The sequence below is a fragment of the Acinetobacter qingfengensis genome, from assembly GCF_008693185.1.
GTDB classification, from domain to species: Bacteria; Pseudomonadota; Gammaproteobacteria; order Pseudomonadales; family Moraxellaceae; genus Acinetobacter; species Acinetobacter qingfengensis.
This window is the reverse complement of sequence record NZ_VXKN01000002.1, coordinates 378047-394895: the sequence shown is the minus strand read 5'-3', so window position 1 is coordinate 394895 and position 16849 is coordinate 378047. Positions and strand designations below refer to the sequence as shown.

Here is a 16849-nt window from a genome sequence, read left to right as displayed (position 1 = left end):
AGCTGGCTAATGCTAACATAGCCCCTTGATCAGATTAAGTAAAACCCACTCTGGAAGTATGAAAAAACGTATCCAGATGCAACTCACCAGATTAAAGTCCGGTGAGTCTACCTTCAATAAAAAATAGAATACAAATTCTTTATGTCTAGCCTAAATAGAATATGTGATTATTTCTCAGCACATTCTAATTCTGATGAATAAGATCATCATGTTCTTTGGCAAGAATTAATAATTCCTGACTGGTTAAATGAGGGATTAATTTGTCAACACCAATATGAACTGCTTTGGTAACAGCACTGGCTCCAATATCAGCAGCCTTACGTTTGATCATACCCAAGTCAAGTGTTCGGTTAAATTCAATCATAAAATGATGAATCAGTTGGTCAGCAAATTGTTTGTATTGTTCCACTAGAATTGGTCGCATATCTTTAGCCTTTGCGCCATCAAGTAGTGCTGTATAACTACTTTTAAGCTGGGCTGAAAAACTTTGATCTAGTGGTGCACCAACACGAAGTTGCCCCTGAGAGTCTTTAAACAGGCTACGCTCAATGAAGTCAAGAGAAGCTTGTACCTGCTCATTACTGCTTTTATTAAGTAATTGTTTTAATAATACATGTACGGTAGATTTTATATAACCGACAAGTTTTTCTGCAGTGACTTTTTTCTCACTTGCAGGAAAATGATGAATTAAATCTATGAGCACATGATCTAGAATTTCATCGTTCATTTGCATGGCAATTTTGTCACGCAATAGATATAGTGGTTCTTTGCTATTGCGTTTGGCTTGTGCTTCCTGAATGTTTTTTAATAAATCGTTAGACGGAATAAATCCAAAAAAACCAGACATATTTTGCTTATCCTTTCGAGATGATGTTATTGACGTGCTAAACGAATGGGTTGTGGTAGCCATGTAGGATCAGATACACGACATGGATTAATATCCAGACCACCACGGCGTGTATAAGCAGCATATACCATTAATTTTTCAGGTTGAAGATGTTGCCAGATATCAGCAAAAATATGTTCAACACATTGCTCATGGAAGCCATTATGCTTTCGATACGAGATAATGTAAGCTAACAGACTGTGTTCACTTATTTTTTTACCTTGATAACGAATAAATACCGTACCCCAATCGGGTTGATTAGTGACCGGACAATTACTTCTAAGTAAGTGTGAATAAAAGCTTTGTTCAACGATATGATTGTTATCATCCAGTGCCAGCAGACTTGCATTAGGCTCAAATTCGATTTTTGTTGGTTGTAATAGATCCAGACAAATACCTTGTGGTTGACTAATATGGAGTTCATCAACATTCAGTAATTGTAGTTTAATGTTGGCTTGTGCAACCGATGATAAGTCTTTTTCCACAGTACGAATAAAATCTGCACGACTTAATTTCTCAAAATTAAAGCTATTGAAATAAAGCTTTAATGATTTAGATTCAATAAGATACTCAGAGGTTGCCGGAATATGCAGGCGGCCAAGGGCAACTTGAGGTATACCGTGTTCGTTTAACCATGAAATTTCAAAAATGTGCCACCAATCCATGCCTTGTGTAATACCGTTAATATTGGTATAACTTTCCCGTGAGGGTGCACGTGCAATTGGAAAAAGTACCTGTGGGGCGTACTGGGTTGGATATTCGGTATCTTGACCAAGTAAAGAACTTTCTACACTCATTATTCACGCATTCCTGTACCACGACTTAATAAATAGTAGGCAATAGCATACATTAAAAAACATGCTGCACTAATTATTGCCAAAGACACCCAAACATTAACATCACTATGCCCCAAAATGCCATAACGAAAGGCATTGACCATATATACTATAGGATTAATCAAAGATAAATTTTGCCAAAATGGACTTAAGCTGCTAATGGCATAAAATACACCACCCAAATAGGTGAGAGGCGTTAATATAAAAGTCGGAATAATTGAAATATCATCAAAAGAACGAGCATAGACTGCATTAATAAAACCGCCAATGGAAAACAACATGGCTGTCACAGTGACCGTATAAACTGTGACAAATAAATTATGTAATTCCAGATGCGTGAAAAACAGGCTCATGACAGTCACGATTAGACCAACACATAGGCCACGAATAACACCACCCATGATATAACCTAATAAAATGATATGGTGAGGTACAGGACTAGTGATTAATTCTTCAATACTGCGCTGAAATTTAGCACTGAAAAAGCTGGAGCAGACATTATTATAACTATTGGTAATTACAGCCATCATGATTAAACCAGGAACGATAAATTGCATATAGCTATATCCTTCCATTTCACCGATACGTGAGCCAACCAGATTACCAAAGATGATAAAATATAAACTCATGGTAATGGCAGGTGGTAAAAGTGTCTGAGGCCAGATTCTTAAAAAACGTCGAACTTCTTTACGCAGTAAAGTGAAAAAGGCAATACGAAGTTGCTGCCCATTCATGATGCAGCTCCTTCAAGGTTTCTTTCGACCAGATTGACAAATAATTCTTCCAGACGGTTGGCTTTATTTCGCATACTTTTAATCCGGATACCACTGGCTTCAAATAGACTAAAGAGATCATTCAGGGAGTGTGATTTATCCATGGTGACTTGTAGTGTAAATGCATCAACCAGTTGAAAATTGAATCCAATAATATTTAAGTCTAGATTTTCAATAGGGTATTCCAGATCGAAAATAAACGATTCTACTGTTAGCTGTCCAAGGAAGGATTTCATACTGGTATCTTCCTTGATTTGACCACGGTCAATAATGGCAATACGCCGACACAGCATTTCGGCTTCTTCCAGATAATGTGTTGTTAAAATAATTGAAGTACCATTAGTGTTTAATTCGGTGAGAAAATCCCACATCGAGCGACGTAATTCAATATCTACACCGGCAGTTGGTTCGTCTAGAATCATTAATTTGGGTTCATGCATCATGGCACGAGCAATCATTAAACGGCGTTTCATCCCACCTGAAAGCATTCTGGCCTGTACATGACGTTTGTCCCATAATCCAAGTTTTTCCAGATAATGTTCAGCACGCTGTTCAGCCACTTTTTTGGCAATCCCGTAATAACCTGCCTGTGTCACTAAAATATCAAAGGTTTTTTCAAATTGGCCGAAATTAAATTCCTGAGGAACAACGCCTAGCTGTTGTTTTGCCAATGAAGGCTGGCGATCTAAATCATAGCCAAAAATATTGACAATACCTGAGCTTTTTTTGGTCAATGAGCTAATAATGCTAATCGTGGTGGATTTGCCCGCGCCATTCGGTCCTAATAAGGCATAGAATTCCCCTTCTGGAACAGTTAAGGTTACGCCTTTAAGTGCTTGAAAACCATTTTTATAGGTTTTACACAGGTCACGCAATATTAGTGCATCAGCCATTTTTTTATGTACTACCTTGAGAAAAACGTATTATTGTGCGACAAATTTATCAATAAACCAAGTCAGATCATGGGTTGTATTGTTCTAATGTTGCAATGATAAAAAAGGACTATTGTTGATTATCAGGCACGATGATAAGGATGATTATGGTTAATGCTCATGGCGCGATAAAGTTGTTCGATCAACATAATTCGTACAAACGGATGGGGGAGGGTTAATTTGGATAACGACCAATGCCATGCTGCTGCCTGACGGACGTCATCAGATAAACCATCAGGCCCACCAATTGCTAATACAATATCCTGACCAGCCAGTGTCCATTCCTGCATGGTATGCGCAAGTTTTTCTGTACTTAATTCTCGTCCGCCTACTTCAAGGGCAATCAAAAGTTCATTCGGTTTTAAAGTATTTAAGATGCTTTCGCCTTCTGTTTGGCAATATTTTAAAATATCAGCTTTTGAATCATTTTTAGCTCGTTTAGCCATTGGCAATTCGATTAACTGGGTAGTAACAAATGGCTGGATTCGTTTGAAATAATCTTCAAAACCCGTGATGACCCAGCTTGGCATTTTTTGGCCAATAGTCAGGATACGAATTTTCATAGTACTGTTCGGTTAGTTTAATGATGTTGGCGTATTAAATCTGGAAATAATCAGGTATGCAAGAATATCCAGAGCTTACCCATAGCAAAACCAAAAAGCAAAAATGTTATTTAGGTTAATATTTGAGGAACAATTTAATAAAAGAGTCATGTTTTTATCACTGAAATGTCATATTTACTCACAATAATTATACGTATGGGGAGCAAGGGGTTGCTTCAGCAATTTAAAATATATTTCAATGATCATAGAGAGATAAGAATGTACTTAACTCGTCGTCAATTAGGTCTGGCTTTAGCTGTAACTACCGCTACTGCATTGACAACTGCACATGCTGCGCGTGATACAATTCAAATCGCAGGTTCTTCTACTGTATTACCATTTGCAAGTATTGTTGCAGAAGAGTTTGGTAATACTTATCCGCAATTTAAAACACCTGTCGTCGGATCAGGTGGTACTTCAGGCGGATTGCGTCAGTTCTGTCAAGGTGTTGGAGATAACACCATTGATATTGCCAATGCATCACGTAAAATCAAAAGTACTGAAGTTGCAAGCTGTAAAAAAGCAGGCGTAAATAAAATTCAGGAAATCAAAATTGGTTATGATGGTATCGTCTTTGCATCCAATGCAAAAAAACCAGCCTATCAATTAAAACCATATCATGTATTTGCAGCATTGGCTGAAAAATTACCATCACAAGGTAAATTGATTCCAAACCCTTATACAATGTGGAATCAAATTGACCCTAAATTGCCAAAAGAACCGATTACATTGGTGATTCCTGCCTCTAACCACGGTACACGTGAAGTTTTTCAGGAAAAAATGGTCACTGCTGGTTGTGAAGCAGATACTTATTTCAAAAACCTTGAAAAGGAAGCACGTGAAAAAGCATGTTCAAGCTTCCGTAAGGATGGTCGTGTAGTTGAAATTTCTGGTGATTATACTGAAACACTTGCTCGCTTGAAAACATCTCCAAATGCAGTCGGTGTATTTGGTTTGAGCTTTTATAGCGAAAACAAAGATCGTTTACGTGTTGCAACAGTGAATGGTGTCACACCTTCTGAAGCGACTGTATTAAGTGGTAAATATCCGGTATCTCGCCCATTATACTTTTATGTTAAAGGCGAGCATTTAAAATCTGTAAAAGGTTTACCTCAGTACGTAGAATTTTTCCTAAGTCCTAAAGTATCCGGTAAAGGCAGTAAATTGGTTAAAGCCGGTCTGATTCCAATGAGTAACGCAGAACGTTCTAAAGTTCTGGCAAACTTCAAAGCTGGTAAATAATTGCTTTAAAGATCATGCGAATAAAGAAGCTGATAATATTTCATTATCAGCTTTTTATATGCCTGAAATAATAATTAAATGATTGATTCTAAATAAATAATACAATGAAATTACACTGATTAACAAAGTAACAAACTGAAATCATATATTGGGTAAATGAAACATGTTGACACTAATTTATAAGTTGTTGATATTTCATAATTGTTTTTTGTTTTCATAAAAAAATCATTTTTTTGTCACTTAAATGTCATATTTAAATTTCACAATAATTAACACAAAGAGCAGGGTCTGCTTCGGCAATCTTAAATTATAGTTAATCAAGAGAGATAAGAATGCGCTTAACTCATCGTCAATTAGGTCTGGCTTTGGCAGTAACAACTGCTACTGCATTGACAACTGCACATGCTGCACGTGATACAATTCAAATCGCAGGTTCTTCTACTGTATTACCATTTGCAAGTATTGTTGCAGAAGAGTTTGGAAATACTTATCCGCAATTTAAAACGCCTGTCGTTGGATCAGGTGGTACTTCAGGCGGATTGCGTCAATTCTGTCAAGGTGTTGGAGATAACACCATTGATGTTGCCAATGCATCACGTAAAATCAAAGATACTGAAATCGCAAGCTGTAAAAAAGCTGGTGTAAATAAAATTCAGGAAGTTAAAGTTGGCTATGACGGTATCGTCTTTGCATCTAATTCGAATAAACCAGCCTATCAATTAAAACCATATCATGTATTTGCAGCATTGGCTGAAAAATTGCCAGCTAAAGGTAAATTGATTCCAAACCCTTATACAATGTGGAGTCAAATTGATCCTACCTTACCAAAAGAACCAATTACATTGGTGATTCCTGCCTCTAACCACGGTACACGTGAAGTTTTCCAGGAAAAAATGGTTACTACGGGTTGTGAAGCTTACGATTATTTCAAAAATCTTGAAAAGGAAGAACGTGAAAAAGCATGTTCAAGCTTCCGTAAGGATGGTCGTGTAGTTGAGATTTCTGGTGATTATACTGAAACACTTGCTCGCTTGAAAACTGCACCAAATGCAGTCGGTGTATTTGGTTTGAGCTTTTATGATGAAAATAAAGACCGCTTACGTGTTGCAACAGTAAATGGTGTCACACCTTCTGAAGCGACTGTACTTAGCGGTAAATATCCGGTATCTCGCCCATTATTCTTCTATGCAAAAGGTGAGCACTTAAAATCTATTAAAGGTTTACCGGAATATGTAGAATTTTTCTTAAGTCCTAAAGTATCCGGTAAAGGCAGTAAATTGGTTAAAGCCGGTCTGATTCCAATGAGTGATGCAGAGCGTGCACAAATTTTGGCAGATTTCAAAGCTGGTAAAACAGTGAATTAACATGACCAGTATAGTTGCTGATAATCCAAGGATTATCAGTTTCTTGTACTTACAATAGGGTTATTCCCAATAAAATAACTCACTTGGAGCATCCATGAATTTATTACTGATTGGCATTCTGCTTGCAATTATTGCAATTGCCTATCAGATCGGCTTGACACGAAGCAAGTCGATTGCTGGTAAAGGAAATAATTCTGCAATACTGCATTCTCGTCCTGGCTATTATGGTGCTTTAGTGGCGTTATGGTGTGGTATCCCAGCAGGAATTTTACTCATTGTCTGGAATATTGCTGAACCTTCAATTTTACGCCATTTGGCATTAAGTGAATTGCCACAATCGGTGATTGGTAGCTTGAGTGCTTCAGATGTGGATGTATTGGTTGATCGTGTGCAGGCAATTGCCTCTGGATTTGGCGTAAGTGATACACCAAAAGCCTATGAAGTTGCGGCAGCAGCCAAATTAAAAAGTTTCGAAATGATTGCATTATATGCAAAATTTGCTGTGGTATTGTGTGCTGCAATATTTGGTTTGTTATATGCAAAAAATCGCATCTCCAAACAATTCCGTGCTCGTAATCAGGTTGAAAAGGTTACTAATATTGCTTTGGCACTGTGTTCTGGTATTGCAATTTTGACTACCATTGGCATCGTGATGTCAATGCTCAGTGAAGCCTTACGCTTTTTCCATTTTGTTAGTCCTGTTAATTTCTTCTTTGGTACAGAATGGAATCCTGGATTTAGTACAACAGGAGACGCTGGCGGAAGTTACGGTTTGCTACCATTATTATGGGGCACACTCATGGTTAGTATCATTGCCTTACTGGTTGCAGTACCGGTGGGATTAATGACAGCGATTTATTTGGCTGAGTATGCCAAACCAAGGTTTCGTGCCATTGTTAAACCTGTGATTGAAATCTTGGCAGGGATTCCGACAATTGTATATGGTGTATTTGCCTTAATGGTAATTGGACCATTTTTCCATCATGTTGGTGATAGCATTGGTCTAAATATTAATGCAACCAGTGCTTTAACCGCAGGTTTTGTCATGGGCATCATGATTATTCCATTCGTATCCTCACTTTCTGATGACATTATTACACAGGTACCAAGATCTTTACGTGATGGTTCTTTGGGGTTAGGGGCAACCAAATCAGAAACAATCTTAAAAGTTGTTTTACCGGCAGCATTACCCGGTATTGTTGGTGCATTCCTTTTAGCCGCATCACGTGCCATTGGCGAAACCATGATTGTGGTACTTGCAGCAGGGAATAGTCCGTTACTTCATATTAATCCACTCGAAGCTGTATCAACCGTCACAGTGACCATTGTTAACCAGTTGACTGGAGATACCGATTTTGCTAGCCCACAATCGCTTGTTGCCTTTGCCTTAGGTTTGACATTGTTTGTGATTACTTTGGGATTAAATATTATTGCACTCTATATCGTGCGTAAATATCGTGAGCAATACGAATGAGTACATCAAATAATCCAACACTTGATCAGATGCCGCAATTAGATCCACAAAAAGCGCAAGAGCAACGTGAACAGCGCCGCCGCTTAATTGAAAGCTCTCTGACGAAACGTCATCGTAAAGAAAAAACTTTTCGTACTATGGGGTTTGCTGGGGTATTGGTTGGGTTGTTCTTTGTGGTTCTGTTGTTTGGCAGCATTTTAACGCGTGGTTTGCCATCATTCTGGCAATCTTCATTAACCACCACGGTCTATTTTGATCCGAATGTGATTAATGTTGGTCCAAAACCTGTACCAAGATCAGGTGAAACACCAGCTGCTTTTGAGCAACGTTATATCAAATGGCAAGGTGAATTTGCCATGGTTGATTGGGATAGTTTATTGGTGAATAGCGTATTGGCCAAGGATCCAAAACTGACTAATCAAAAAGACAGTATTATTGATATTTTTAGTAGTTCGGAAAGTTATCGATTAAGAGATATGGTATTGGCAGATCCATCATTGATTGGTAAAAAACAGGAATTGAAATTTCTGGCTGATGCAAATGTTGATGTCTGGTTAAAAGGCAATATTGATCGTAGCTTACCTGACGAACAGCAGCAACTTGATCCTGAAGTGCGTAAACTTGCAGATGAAATGAAAGCTGACGGTGTCATTACCAATAATTTTAATACTAAAATTTTCACAAATCCGGACTCACGTAGTGCACCTGAACTAAGCGGTTTGGCTGGTGCCTTCATGGGATCACTGTTTATGATGCTGATCGTGATCTTTATTTCTATTCCGATTGGTGTTGCCAGTGCAATTTATCTGGAAGAGTTTGCCAAACAAAACTGGTTGACGGATATTATTGAAGTCAATATTAATAACCTTGCTGCAGTCCCATCAATCGTATTTGGTTTATTAGGTGCATCAATCTTTATTAACTGGTTTCATTTACCGTTATCTGCACCGCTGGTTGGTGGTCTGGTATTAAGTTTGATGACATTACCTACGGTGATTATTACTACACGTGCTTCCTTAAAGGCCGTACCGCCATCGATTAGACAGGCAGCTTTAGGTCTGGGTGCATCTAAAGTACAAAGTGTTTTTCATCACGTTTTGCCATTAGCTCTACCCGGCATTCTTACTGGTGCAATTATTGGAGTGGCACAAGCATTAGGCGAAACTGCGCCACTGCTTCTTATTGGAATGAGTGCTTTTGTTGCCAGTATTCCTGCAACGCCTGTAGATCAGGCAACAGCGCTTCCAGTACAAATTTATTTATGGCAAGGCAACGAATTACGTAACTTCTTTGAAGGACGTACCGCCGCAGCAATTATTGTGTTGTTAGCGATGATGATTGGCTTAAACAGTCTAGCGGTTTGGTTACGTAAAAAGTTTGAAGTTCGTTGGTAATTGGAGAAAAAATATGCTAACAACAGAAGCAACGAAAAATGCTAATCAGGATGCAATCTTGACCAATAACACGACAACTCCTCATCATACCACTGCACAGTTTGATGTGCAGAAAAAGGCTAAACCTGAAAATACCACAGTCAAAATCAGTGCTGCAGATGTTCATGTTTACTACGGTGAAACAGAAGCAATTAAAGGTATTGATCTAGATATTTATCAAAATGAAGTGATTGCATTTATTGGTCCTTCAGGTTGTGGTAAATCTACATTTCTGCGTACTTTAAATCGCATGAATGATACGATTGATATTTGTCGTGTGACCGGTAAAGTTACAATGGACGGTCGCGATATTTATGATCCGACACTTGATGTGGTATTGCTACGTGCGCAAGTAGGTATGGTTTTCCAAAAACCAAACCCATTTCCAAAATCAATTTTTGAAAATGTTGCTTACGGCCCAAAACTGCATGGTCTAGCAAAAAACAAATATGATTTAGAGGAAGTCGTTGAAAATAGTTTACGTAAAGCAGGCTTGTGGGAAGAAGTAAAAGATCGTTTAAGTCAGCCAGGAACCGGTTTATCTGGTGGTCAGCAACAACGTTTATGTATTGCACGTACAATTGCTGTGAGTCCGGAAGTTATTCTGATGGATGAGCCATGTTCTGCATTAGATCCAATTGCGACAGCAAAGATTGAGGAACTGATTTCTGAATTATCTGCGCAATACACTATTGCAATTGTTACACACTCCATGCAACAGGCAGCCCGTGTTTCGGATCGCACAGCATACTTCCATTTAGGTGATTTAATTGAAGTAAATAGTACTGAAAAAGTATTTACACAACCTGATCATCAATTAACTGAAGCTTATATTACAGGACGTTTCGGCTAATTTTGAGCTGGATTCAAAAAGAGCCATCATTGTATGGCTCTTTTTTTATCATTTAATGAATAAAATAGGCATTTATAGCTAATCATCTTCTTCGATAATCAATAAGAGTGCCTGATTAAGAGCTTCTGCCAAATCTTCTGTAATCTTCTTGTCTTGTAAAAATAGATCGAGTGCCAGATGTTCGCCATCAGCCAATTGTTTGAACAAATGCTGTGAGGCCGGATTAATTACGAATAGCTCACCATTACCCCAGAATTGCAGTTCATTTCCCAGTTGACGGTACAATAAACGGCTTGCTGGTTCAATGCCTAGTAAAATATTCTGTCCGGCATAATCCAGTAATTCTTCAGCATCCATAGGCTCAGGTTCGGGAATATTGTCAGGATATTTTGCTTCGCTGATCAGTGTCATTACTGCTTCTTCAAATCCTGTACTGGACTGAATGGCGGTTATTAACTTTTGCTTGAGATCATCAAATTCCCGTTGTTCAATTTCTCCAATGGATTGGGCTTGTTGGCGACAAATATCAAGCATTGGATTTTTTGCACTATTTTGATCTGCAAAATGATCACTGAGCCGATCGATGATTTGTGCCTGATTAGGCATTCTAAATCCAAAAGAAAAGGTCAGGCATTCATCTTGTGCTACACCATAATGTGATAAACGAGGTGGAACATATAATAGATCTCCGGGTGCAAGTATTTCATCAAAATCAGGTTGCATATCCGGTAATAATTTTAATGGTTGATTGGCGATAAAAGCGGTATTCTCATCACACCACTGTCCAAGTTGCCAGCGTCGATGACCATAGCCTTGTACTAAAAATACATCATAAAAATCAAAATGTTGACCCACTGATCCTCCCTTGTTTGCATAAGAAACCATCACATCATCACGACGCCATTGTGGAATAAAGCTGAATTTTTTCCACAATTCAGCCAAATCAAAGGAATAATGATCAACAGCTTGTACCAATAACGTCCAATATTCGGGTAATTTTTTAAAATCTTTAGCTTCTAACGGGGCATTCTTTACTTTCCACTGGTCATGATTTTTACCATTTTGGCTGATTAAACGCGCAGTGATATGGTCTTCTTGTGCAAGTTCCTGAATATCTTCAGGTTCAAACATTCCAATGAGTTCAGGTAGTGCATTACGAACCAAAAGTGGTTTTTTTTGCCAGTATTCTTGTAAAAATTGTTCGGCAGTTAAGCCACCTAAAATACTCAGTTGTTCAGACATAATTGACCTAAAATAAAAGAATGAAAAATTAAGGTAAAAGAATATTAAGCTTGCGTAAATAATGGCAAAGTTGAATGACAGGTAATCCCATTAATGCAGTATAGTCATCGCCATACATCCATTCAAATAGTGTCAGGCCAAGACTTTCACAGTTGAAACTGCCAGCACAATGTAAAGGTTGATCAAGTTCGATATAGCGCTGAATTTCGGCCTTAGAAAGCTGACGAAATTGCACCTGAAAAGGTACAACCGTTTGATAATGTATATTTTGATTGATGCATTGCACCGACAATCCCGTGCTAAAGTGTATAATTTTTCCGGATTGCTGTTGTAGCTGGTTGATTGCATTTTCTATGCTATCTGGCTTACCAATAAAATGCTGGGGAGAATTTGCACAGTAAGCCACTTGATCGGAACCAATTACGATTGCATCTGGATGTTGTTGAGCAATTCGTTGAGCTTTTTCTATACTTAAACGTAAGGCAAGTTGTTGCGCTGTTTCGTATGGTAATGGTGTTTCATCGATATCAGGGCTAATACTGAGATAATCCAGTTGTAAGCGATCTAATAACGTTTTACGAGTCGCTGAACTTGAGGCCAAAATAATGGTAGCTGACATTAAACAGCGAACTCCATTAATGTTTCCAGATCTACAAATTGTAATACGCTTTGATGACAGGCTTTAAGCTTGACGGGTGGGGCAACATCTTGCTCAAAAGCTTCCACCCAGCGAGATACACAGATACACCAATAGTCACCTGGTTTTAAACCTGGAAAACCTACTTCTGGTAATGGTGTAATTAAATCATTCCCCATTTGCTGTGAATAGGTTAAAAATTCGGAAGTCATCTGAGCGCAAACGGTATGCAGGCCGTAGTCCTCGTAACCTGTATGACAGAATCCATCTCGATAATATCCGGTAACTGGATCAAAACAGCAACTGGCTAAAGGTTCGCCAAATACATTTAAACGATTAATCTCTGGATCGGGATGAAACGACATACATATACCTATACATGATTTAGCATCATAATGATAAATGATATTTAAAGGAATGTTCATACAAAATCTAAATAGAACTACCTTTTTACACAGATTGCTATAAAATTTGAGCGAATTTAAACAAATGATAAAGAGGAAAATTTGATGACTTTTAAGCGCATGACAGAACTGGATCTGGCAGGGAAGCGAGTATTAATTCGTGAAGATTTAAATGTTCCGATAAAAAATGGCAAAATTACCAGTGATGCAAGATTACGTGCAGCCTTACCGACCATTAAGCATGCGCTAGCCCAAGGTGCAGCAATTATGGTTTGTTCACATCTGGGGCGCCCAGTAGAAGGAGAAGTAAAGCCTGAGCAATCTTTGGCACCTGTAGCAATATATTTAACAGAAGCTCTTGGACAGAATGTAAAGCTAATCACTGAGTATCTTGATGGGGTCGATGTGCAAGCTGGTCAGGTTGTATTACTGGAAAACGTGCGTTTTAATCATGGTGAAAAGAAAAATAAAGCTGAGTTGGCACAAAAATATGCTGCGTTATGTGATGTCTTTGTGATGGATGCTTTTGGTACAGCACATCGTGCAGAGGCATCAACTGAAGGTGTGGCACGTTATGCACAACAAGCAGCAGCAGGCCCTTTATTGGCCGCAGAACTTGATGCGCTGGGTAGGGCATTACAAACGCCAGAGAAACCAATGGTTGCTATTGTCGCTGGCTCAAAAGTATCGACCAAGCTGGATGTTTTAAATTCATTATCCAGTGTTTGCGATCAATTAATTGTTGGTGGTGGAATTGCCAATACCTTTCTTGCTGCGGCAGGTTATCCAGTCGGTAAATCTTTATATGAAGCTGATTTGATTGAAACTGCCAAAAATATTGCTGCAAAAGTAGATATTCCATTACCAACCGATGTGGTTGTTGCTGATGCTGCTGAAATTGACTTTTCAGATTTTCTCGGTTCACTGGCAAGTGCAAAAGCGCTTGTTAAAAATGTGGCTGATGTTGCAGAGAACGACATGATTTTGGATGTTGGTCCAGAAACTGCACAGCACTTTGCAACATTATTGAAACAATCCAAGACTATACTTTGGAATGGACCAGTTGGGGTATTTGAAGTTGACCAGTTTGGTGATGGAACCAAGGTATTATCTCTTGCAATTGCAGAAAGTACAGGGTTTTCAATCGCAGGTGGTGGCGATACGCTAGCAGCAATTGATAAATATACAGTCGCTGATCGTATTGACTATATCTCAACCGGCGGTGGTGCGTTCTTAGAGTTTGTCGAAGGCAAAACATTACCAGCAGTAGCGGTATTACTGGAACGTGCAAAAAATTAAAATTTGCCCAGGATTCTAAAACATGAAGATTAATTTGTTAGCAGGCTTGATCATTGCATTACCGTTAGTATTGGTAGGGTGTGGTAAAAAAGATGCGCCAGCGCAAGCAGCATCCTCTGAACAAACAGCAACAACAACTTCAACTGAAGTTACACCAGAACAACAAGCAGCAATTGACTCACTGGATAAACCAAATCCAGAAGCCATTAAAGTTGAAGGTGAAAGTGCATCAGGTGATGTTGCCGCATCAGCAGCAAATTAATTTGTGCAATTTGATCTAAAAATCCCCGCAGTAGTGGGGATTTTTTGTTTTTAAAGGTTATTTTTAGCTGAATCAAAATCATTCTCGGGGTAAAATAGCGCAAGATTTTTGGAGGATAATATGGCACTCATCTCTTTACGCCAGTTGCTGGATCATGCTGCTGAACATAGCTATGGTGTTCCGGCGTTTAATGTAAATAATCTGGAACAAATGCGTGCCATTATGATGGCAGCGGACGAAACAAACTCTCCAGTGATTGTGCAGGCATCTGCCGGGGCACGTAAATATGCAGGGGCTCCATTCTTACGTCATCTAATTTTGGCTGCGGTTGAAGAATTTCCACATATTCCAGTGGTGATGCATCAGGATCACGGTACCAGCCCTGCGATTTGTCAGCGTTCGATCCAGTTGGGATTTAGCTCAGTCATGATGGATGGATCATTGGGAACCGATGGTAAAACACCTACAAGTTATGAATATAATGTTGATGTAACACGTCAGGTTGTAGCTATGGCTCATGCTTGTGGTGTTTCTGTTGAAGGTGAAATAGGTTGTTTGGGCAGCCTTGAAACCGGTATGGCTGGTGAAGAAGATGGTGTGGGTGCAGAGGGGGTATTGGATCATTCCCAGCTTCTTACTTCTGTGGAAGAAGCCAGACAATTTGTTCATGATACCAATGTGGATGCACTGGCAATTGCTGTTGGAACGTCACATGGTGCATACAAATTTACTCGTCCACCTACAGGCGATATCTTGGCAATTGACCGTATCAAGGAAATCCATGAAGCATTGCCAAATACTCATCTTGTAATGCATGGTTCAAGTTCTGTGCCTCAAGAATGGCTAAAAGTCATTAATGAATATGGCGGTAATATTGGCGAAACTTATGGTGTACCTGTTGATCAGTTGGTTGAAGCGATCAAGCATGGTGTGCGTAAAATTAATATTGATACAGACCTGCGTCTAGCATCTACAGGTGCAATACGCCAGTTTATGGCTGAACATCCGGCTGAATTCGATCCACGTAAATATCTTGCAAAAACTGTGGATAGTATGAAACAAGTCTGTATTGATCGTTATCAAGCGTTTGGTACTGAAGGCAACGCTTCAAAAATTCGTCCAATTTCGCTAGAAAAAATGGTTGAACGCTATTAATCTTGATTAAAATTGTCATATCTGACCGCCTGTTTAAAACAGGCGGTTTTTATTTTTTAATGACTTTTATCATGTAAAAGGTGGAATAAATGCGAGAAATACAAGCATTATGGTTGAATATCTTGCATCTCTGCCATTATTCTCTTGCAATATTTTTGGCACCATTTATTTTTGTTGCCGCATTTACTGGTGTACTTTATGGCGCTACACCACAATTAGAACAAATGATTTATCAAAAAATATTGTATGTTGATCAATTACCGAAACACACGGCCTATCCGCTTAGTCAGCAAGTTTATGCCGCTTATCAGGTTTTACCACATGATGCAGTGATTACTAGCGTGCGACCTGCACCAAGTGTTCGGGATACTACTCGTGTTGTGTATGTTCAGGAACAGCACCCCGACAAGAACATTGCGATTTTTGTGAATCCTAATACTTTAGCAATACAAGGACAATTACAAGTTTATGGTACCAGTGGTGTTTTACCATTAAGATTATTTTTGGATCAGTTACACCGAAGTTTATTATTAGGTGAATGGGGGCGAAGTTATAGTGAATTGGCTGCCAGTTGGTTAGGTATTTTTGCAATGACCGGTATAATGGTTTGGTGGTTGAGTCGTCACAAAAAGCAACCACAAAGCCATAATCGTTTTTGGCATAAAACTATTGGTCTGGCGATATTACCCATGCTTTTGTTCTTTTCATTAACAGGTTTGACTTGGTCTAAATGGGCCGGAGCCAATATTGCCCAGATTCGGCACTGGTTTAATCAAAATACACCCAGTTTAAATTTGCAGTTGAATTCATCGATACAAAAAAAATCTGATCCACATGCAGAACATCATCTACAGATGACGCCGCAGCATCAACATCCTATTTTAGATCTTAGTGCTTTTGACAATATCATATATATTGCACGACAACAGGGTTTACAAGCACAGGCATTACAAATTAAACCAAGTAATAACCTGCAAAAAGCTTGGTCAATCGAGGAAATAAATCATCGCTGGCCGATTCAAATTGATGCATTGGCAGTGGATATGAGTACACAGCAAATAACGGATCGTTTATCATTTGCATCATTTCCATGGTCAGCAAAATTAACCAGATGGGGCGTAGATCTACATATTGGCGTGTTATTTGGCTGGATAAATCAACTGTTTTTATTGGTTGGTGGTTTGTTGATGATGCTATTAATCTTTATGGCCTATCGTATGTGGTGGCAACATGCTCGACCTCTACAGACTTTATTTACCTTACAAAAACAACTTGGGCACATATATTTGTCAGCGTCAAAGAAGCAAAGGTTAATCTTATTCAGTATCTTGTTTCTGATAGGAATTTTATTACCTATATGGTTGGTTAGTTTAATTTTGATCAATGGCTGTGTCGGAATCATTGCATATCTTAGATCGAAAAATAGCCATAAAAAATGCCCTTGATGGGCATTTT

17 protein-coding genes are annotated in these 16849 nt (G+C 38.7%); 9 read left to right on the top strand and 8 right to left on the bottom strand.

The genetic code is table 11. The features are described 5' to 3' along the window. Positions 1–184 precede the first annotated feature (184 nt). From F4V57_RS04410 to rlmH, 5 genes are all read right to left on the bottom strand, one after another. Entirely contained in the window at positions 185–847 is a 663-nt protein-coding gene (locus F4V57_RS04410) for a hypothetical protein (RefSeq protein ID WP_070068792.1), read from the bottom strand. A 26-nt stretch (positions 848–873) separates the two neighbouring features. Further along, positions 874–1683 carry an NADPH-dependent 7-cyano-7-deazaguanine reductase QueF gene (gene queF, locus F4V57_RS04405; protein ID WP_070068791.1) on the bottom strand — a complete coding sequence of 270 codons (810 nt, stop codon included), beginning with the start codon at positions 1681–1683 and terminating at the stop codon, positions 874–876. Further along, a complete protein-coding gene (locus F4V57_RS04400) occupies positions 1683–2456 on the bottom strand; it encodes an ABC transporter permease (RefSeq protein ID WP_070068790.1) in 774 nt (257 codons plus the stop codon). The genes queF and F4V57_RS04400 overlap by 1 nt, the downstream gene beginning before the upstream one ends. Further along, complete coding sequence (locus F4V57_RS04395; protein WP_070068789.1) at positions 2453–3388, bottom strand: ABC transporter ATP-binding protein; 936 nt, start codon at positions 3386–3388, stop codon at positions 2453–2455. The genes F4V57_RS04400 and F4V57_RS04395 overlap by 4 nt, the downstream gene beginning before the upstream one ends. Before the next feature lie 122 nt (positions 3389–3510). After that, entirely contained in the window at positions 3511–3990 is a 480-nt protein-coding gene (gene rlmH, locus F4V57_RS04390; RefSeq protein ID WP_070068788.1) for a 23S rRNA (pseudouridine(1915)-N(3))-methyltransferase RlmH, read from the bottom strand. Positions 3991–4248: 258 nt separating this feature from the next. Here rlmH and F4V57_RS04385 point away from each other — a divergent pair, with 258 nt between their 5' ends. The 5 genes from F4V57_RS04385 (at position 4249) to pstB (ending at position 10395) form a co-directional block, all read left to right on the top strand. Beyond that, positions 4249–5271 carry a substrate-binding domain-containing protein gene (locus F4V57_RS04385; RefSeq protein ID WP_070068787.1) on the top strand — a complete coding sequence of 341 codons (1023 nt, stop codon included), beginning with the start codon at positions 4249–4251 and terminating at the stop codon, positions 5269–5271. Positions 5272–5603: 332 nt separating this feature from the next. Beyond that, positions 5604–6635 carry a substrate-binding domain-containing protein gene (locus F4V57_RS04380; RefSeq protein WP_070068786.1) on the top strand — a complete coding sequence of 344 codons (1032 nt, stop codon included), beginning with the start codon at positions 5604–5606 and terminating at the stop codon, positions 6633–6635. A gap of 94 nt (positions 6636–6729) precedes the next feature. Beyond that, complete coding sequence (gene pstC / locus F4V57_RS04375; RefSeq protein WP_070068785.1) at positions 6730–8109, top strand: phosphate ABC transporter permease subunit PstC; 1380 nt, start codon at positions 6730–6732, stop codon at positions 8107–8109. Beyond that, a complete protein-coding gene (gene pstA, locus F4V57_RS04370; protein ID WP_070068784.1) occupies positions 8106–9503 on the top strand; it encodes a phosphate ABC transporter permease PstA in 1398 nt (465 codons plus the stop codon). Before pstC ends, pstA begins: the two co-directional genes overlap by 4 nt. A gap of 13 nt (positions 9504–9516) precedes the next feature. Continuing rightward, positions 9517–10395, top strand: coding sequence for a phosphate ABC transporter ATP-binding protein PstB (pstB, locus tag F4V57_RS04365; protein ID WP_070068783.1), 879 nt, complete (start codon positions 9517–9519; stop codon positions 10393–10395). Positions 10396–10473: 78 nt separating this feature from the next. On the opposite strand, the gene F4V57_RS04360 is transcribed toward pstB, so the two are convergent. The 3 genes from F4V57_RS04360 to F4V57_RS04350 are packed head-to-tail and all read right to left on the bottom strand — an operon-like array spanning position 10474 to position 12639. Continuing rightward, complete coding sequence (locus F4V57_RS04360) at positions 10474–11637, bottom strand: cupin domain-containing protein (protein WP_070068782.1); 1164 nt, start codon at positions 11635–11637, stop codon at positions 10474–10476. A gap of 28 nt (positions 11638–11665) precedes the next feature. Further along, positions 11666–12256 carry a Maf family protein gene (locus F4V57_RS04355; protein ID WP_070068781.1) on the bottom strand — a complete coding sequence of 197 codons (591 nt, stop codon included), beginning with the start codon at positions 12254–12256 and terminating at the stop codon, positions 11666–11668. Further along, on the bottom strand, positions 12256–12639 hold the full coding sequence (locus tag F4V57_RS04350; protein ID WP_070068780.1) for a DUF2237 family protein: 384 nt from the start codon (positions 12637–12639) through the stop codon (positions 12256–12258). The genes F4V57_RS04355 and F4V57_RS04350 overlap by 1 nt, the downstream gene beginning before the upstream one ends. 144 nt (positions 12640–12783) lie before the next feature. Here F4V57_RS04350 and F4V57_RS04345 point away from each other — a divergent pair, with 144 nt between their 5' ends. The 4 genes from F4V57_RS04345 (at position 12784) to F4V57_RS04330 (ending at position 16839) form a co-directional block, all read left to right on the top strand. Next, entirely contained in the window at positions 12784–13977 is a 1194-nt protein-coding gene (locus tag F4V57_RS04345) for a phosphoglycerate kinase (protein WP_070068779.1), read from the top strand. A gap of 22 nt (positions 13978–13999) precedes the next feature. Then, a complete protein-coding gene (locus tag F4V57_RS04340) occupies positions 14000–14239 on the top strand; it encodes a hypothetical protein (protein WP_070068778.1) in 240 nt (79 codons plus the stop codon). 120 nt (positions 14240–14359) lie between these two features. Next, the gene (gene fba / locus F4V57_RS04335; protein ID WP_070068777.1) at positions 14360–15394 is read left to right on the top strand and encodes a class II fructose-bisphosphate aldolase; all 1035 of its coding nucleotides are present in this window, start codon (positions 14360–14362) and stop codon (positions 15392–15394) included. A gap of 89 nt (positions 15395–15483) precedes the next feature. Further along, a complete protein-coding gene (locus tag F4V57_RS04330; protein ID WP_227515653.1) occupies positions 15484–16839 on the top strand; it encodes a PepSY-associated TM helix domain-containing protein in 1356 nt (451 codons plus the stop codon). Positions 16840–16849 lie beyond the last annotated feature (10 nt).